The sequence below is a fragment of the Desertihabitans aurantiacus genome (assembly GCF_003344635.1).
Taxonomy (GTDB): Bacteria; Actinomycetota; Actinomycetes; order Propionibacteriales; family Propionibacteriaceae; genus Desertihabitans; species Desertihabitans aurantiacus.
Genome location: NZ_QPKK01000504.1, coordinates 1 through 1,204 on the forward strand (window position 1 = coordinate 1; position 1,204 = coordinate 1,204).

Below are 1,204 nucleotides of genomic sequence, written 5' to 3' on the forward strand. Positions count from 1 at the left end.
CGACCAGAGCACCGGCAGCGCGTCGCCGGCCCGCTCGACCGGGACGGTGGTCTCCCACAGCCGCCCGTCGGCGGCCCGGGCCTGCACCTGGACGCGGTGGGTCCCGGCGGGCAGGGCGCCGGCGGGCAGCTCGCCGGAGAACAGCCCGCGGCCGCGACGCCGCAGCGGGGTGGGCGGGGTGTCGTCGGTGCCCCCGAAGACACCCTGCGGGTAGATCCTCGCGCCGATCTCCTGCACTCCGCGCAGGGCCGGCACGGTGAGGGTGAACCGGTCACCGTCCTCGCGCACCCGGGGGCGCAGCGGGCCGAGGTCGGCACCCGGGTCGGTGAGCGGGATGACGGCGTAGGCGGCCGAGCGGGTGCTGCCGTCCGGGGCCACCTCGACCCGGGTCACCCGCAGCACCGGGCCGGTGGCGTCCTCGACCCGCTCGACGCGGTAGTAGACGGGGTTGCCCTTGGTGGCGCGTCCGGTGACCTGGGTGAGCCCGTTGACGCGGGTGACCTCCTCGCGGTGCACGTGCCCGGCGAAGACGCCGCGGACGTCGAACGGTTCGATCGTCTCCAGCAGCGCCTCGGTGTCGTTGACGTAGAGGTTGCGCCCACCCAGCGGGTAGTGCAGGAAGAGCAGGCTGGGGGTGCCAGCGGGGACGGCGGCCAGGTCGTCGGCCAGCCACCCCAGCAGGTCCGGCCCGAACAGCCCCGGCTCCTGGAGCACCTGGGTCGGGTCGAGGCCCACCACGTGCAGACCGGCGGCGGTGAAGGAGAAGCTCGGCGGGCCGAAGACGGCCCGGTAGGCCGCACCGGCGGTGGGGTCCCAGCGGGCCTCGTGGTTGCCGGGCACGTGCTGCAGCAGCGGCCACAGCGTGTCGGGGACGGTGGCACGGTAGGCGTCGTACTCCGCGACGGCGCCGTACTCGGTGATGTCGCCGCAGTTCAGCACGAACGCCGGCTGCTCGGCCTCGACCGCGGTGAACACCCGGCGCAGGTTGTCGAGGTTGGTCGGCACGTCGACGTCGGCGTGGGTGTCGGTGAGCACCACGAACCGCAGCGACCCGGTCTCGGCGCGGGCGACGGCCGGCGCGGTGCCGAGCGCGCCGGTCAGGCCGAGCAGACCGCCGGCGCCGGCCAGGCCGAGGAAGCCGCGGCGACCCAGCCGGGCACCGGCGGGCTCGAGCGGGGTGGACGTCGCGGGGGCGGGGTCGGTG

At 75.9% G+C, this 1,204-nt stretch carries 1 protein-coding gene; it reads right to left on the reverse strand.

What is annotated here, in order from left to right; genetic code table 11:
* A partial coding sequence (locus tag DVA66_RS20535; RefSeq protein ID WP_114561587.1) for a metallophosphoesterase family protein occupies positions 1-1,204 on the reverse strand: 1,204 nt, incomplete at both ends.